Source organism: Leptotrichia sp. oral taxon 879 str. F0557 (assembly GCF_000469385.1).
GTDB classification, from domain to species: Bacteria; Fusobacteriota; Fusobacteriia; order Fusobacteriales; family Leptotrichiaceae; genus Leptotrichia; species Leptotrichia mesophila.
The window spans coordinates 1-2,930 of the sequence record NZ_KI271281.1 but is presented as its reverse complement, the minus strand read 5'-3'; the positions used below and the strand labels follow the sequence as shown (position 1 = coordinate 2,930).

Here is a 2,930-nt window from a genome sequence, read left to right as displayed (position 1 = left end):
CTCCCTTTTGTCAACTACTTTTTTTGAATTTTTTGCAAAATTATTTTTATGGCGTCGCTTATATTTTTTATTTTACCCAATTCATTATCTGTGATCCATTTTGAGACATCGGTGTTTGTGTAGCCTAAAGATTCGAGAGCTAATTTCAAATCTTCTTTCATTGATATAATATGCGAAGTTGAAATTTCTGCTGTTATTAACTTACCATTTAATATATTGCTATTTTCTTCGATAGTTTCTATTATATCCAGTTTTTTCACTTTATCTTTTAAATCTAAAATTATTTTCTGAGCTTTTTTAATTCCTAATCCTGGAACTCTGGTAAAAATTTTTGATTCATTCTCTGTAACAATATCTATGATTTCTTTTAAATTAAATGTTGAAAGTATTGCAATTGCAAGTTTTGGTCCTACTCCGCTTATACTTACCAGCGCTTTGAACAGTTCACGCTCATTTTGTGTTTTGAAGCCATACAAAGATATATCGTCTTCTTTAACATTTGTATAAATGTATAACTTTTCTATATCTCCTATTTTGTCTATTTTCTCAAATGTTTTTAAAGAAATATTAATCTTATAAGCTAGTCCATTTACATCTATAGCAACGTAATCAATTTTTTTTACTGTTAATTTTCCAGAAATATATTCAAACATTATTCTCCTTTTTTTACTAAAATTTATTATTTTATAGGATTACTATAATCTTATTAGTTCCACTTTCTGTATGTTTTCTTCTAAGAACATAATTCCTATTTTTTTAAATTTTTCCTTACCATCCGTAACATAATATTTTACTTTTTCATTAGGAGCATCATTTTTTAATAATTTTTCTTTTTTAAGAATGTCTTTTAAATCTAATGCAGTTTCTTTTGCTGGATCTACTATTTCTATATCAGGATATAATTTATTAATTGCATCTTTTAAAAGTGGATAATGAGTACATCCCAATATTAATGTATCAATTTTTTCTTTAAAATCATCAAGATAAGTCTTTATTATCTGATTTACCAATTTTCCACTCAAAATTCCTTCTTCTACTGCTGGAACAAAAAGTGGACATGCTTTTTGGAAGATTTCTACATCTATTCTATAGTGTCTTATTTCTTCTTCATATTTACCAGATTTTATGGTTGCTTTTGTCCCTATAACTCCTATTTTTCTATTTTTTGTCGTATTTATTGCCGTTCTTGCTCCAGCTTCTATCACTCCGATAATCGGTACTTTAAAAATTTCTTTCAATTCTTTCAAGGCAAGTGCTGTAGCAGTATTACAAGCAACTACGATAGCATTTACCCCTTTTTCTAGTAAAAATTCAACTATTTCCTTCGAATATCCGATTATAAGCTCCTTCGTCTTTTCGCCATAAGGAACTCTTGCTGTATCTCCAAGATAATATATCCTCTCATTTGGCAATACTTTCCTGATTTCTTTTAAGACTGTAAGTCCACCAATTCCTGAATCAAATACACCGATAGACATTTTAGTCTCCTTTCTCTTCTTTTAGGATTAAAAAAGTCTAATTTTGATTAAAATTAAACTATGATAAACAAACTTAGTTTATATTATTTCATAATCAATTCTCCGCTGTAAGTCAATGTTCCATCAGTTGCAATGTATGTTCCTACGATTTTTCCACGACTTTCCTTAGTAATCCCCGAATTAAGATTTACTGAATAAGTTAGATTTGGTCGCTCAGTTGCTGTTATTTCTACATCCTTTGTTGGATAAAGATTATACTTAACATCTTCTATTGTCGCTGTAGCCACGACATCATTCTTATTTATTATTTTCATTTTTTTACCAGCTGAATTGTTATGATTTTTTCCAAAAATCATATTAAAAAATTGCTCTACCTTATTATTTCCTTTAGAATTTTTACTAGTCTCTGCGCTACTAGTATCATTGTTTTCAACATGTCTTGTGTTATTATTATTCATACTTGTTTTTCTTACATGTCCATTGGCATAATAATCATTTATTTCCTTGGCTCCAATAGCGTTTCTATCCTTTGCTCTGTTTGAGCCAAGAATAATAGCAATCATTCTATCATTACCTCTGTTTGCAGTTAAAACTATATTGGAACCAGCAGCATTATGATAACCTGTTTTTATACCGTCTACTCCTAGCACATTTCCTAACAAACTATTTGTGGAAGTTACTTTTGTATTTCCATTATCTACATAATCTGTCTTGTTTTTTGAAAAATTTAAATATTCACTATAGTCTTTTAATGTTATTTGAGCAAGCTTATATAGGTCTTTTGCATTTCCTTGATCCATACATGAACCTGTATAACTAGGTGGCAACCCATGTGGAGAGCAGTATCTCAATGAATTTAATCCATAGTTTTTTGCCTTCTCATTCATCGAATGTACAAAATTTGGTACATTTCCTCCTACGTATTCAGCAAGTGCATACGCTGCATTATTTGATGACTTTATAATAGTCGCTTTTAATAAATCCCTTACTGTATATTGTTTTCCAGCTATAAGCTTTATTCCATATGGAACTGAAGCCGCTTTTGATGAAACTGTCACTTTGTCATCATATGAAATTGTTCCATCTTTTATTTTATCCAATGTTAAGATTGATGTCATAATTTTGGTTACCGATGCCAAAGGCCTTATAGCCAAACTGTTATCTTCCTTTACAATATTTCCATTAACATCTCCAATCAAAAGTGATTTATAATCATAATAATCTTCTCCATTGGAAAATGATAGAGCTGAAACTGTCAAAAATGCTACAGCCATAACTATTTTTTTACTTTTTTTGCCAATTTTTAATTTTTTTTTCATTTTTATTCCTTTTAACCTCTTTCCATTATCTAAATAATAAATTTAACTAAAGTGTATTTTAACACTTATATATTAGTTTTTCATTTGTAATTTTCTTGATACACGACAAACGCATGAATATTTTAAACTATTT

The 2,930-nt window shown here is 28.9% G+C and carries 3 protein-coding genes; all 3 read right to left on the bottom strand.

Going from position 1 to position 2,930, the window contains the following annotated elements:
• Window positions 1-14 precede the first annotated feature (14 nt).
• A complete protein-coding gene (gene ruvA / locus HMPREF1552_RS00015) occupies window positions 15-653 on the bottom strand; it encodes a Holliday junction branch migration protein RuvA (RefSeq protein ID WP_021742961.1) in 639 nt (212 codons plus the stop codon).
• Window positions 654-695: 42 nt separating this feature from the next.
• Window positions 696-1,478: a glutamate racemase gene (gene murI / locus HMPREF1552_RS00010; protein WP_021742960.1), complete on the bottom strand. Its 783-nt coding sequence runs from the start codon at window positions 1,476-1,478 to the stop codon at window positions 696-698.
• Window positions 1,479-1,561: 83 nt separating this feature from the next.
• Complete coding sequence (locus HMPREF1552_RS00005) at window positions 1,562-2,797, bottom strand: D-alanyl-D-alanine carboxypeptidase family protein (RefSeq protein WP_021742959.1); 1,236 nt, start codon at window positions 2,795-2,797, stop codon at window positions 1,562-1,564.
• Window positions 2,798-2,930 lie beyond the last annotated feature (133 nt).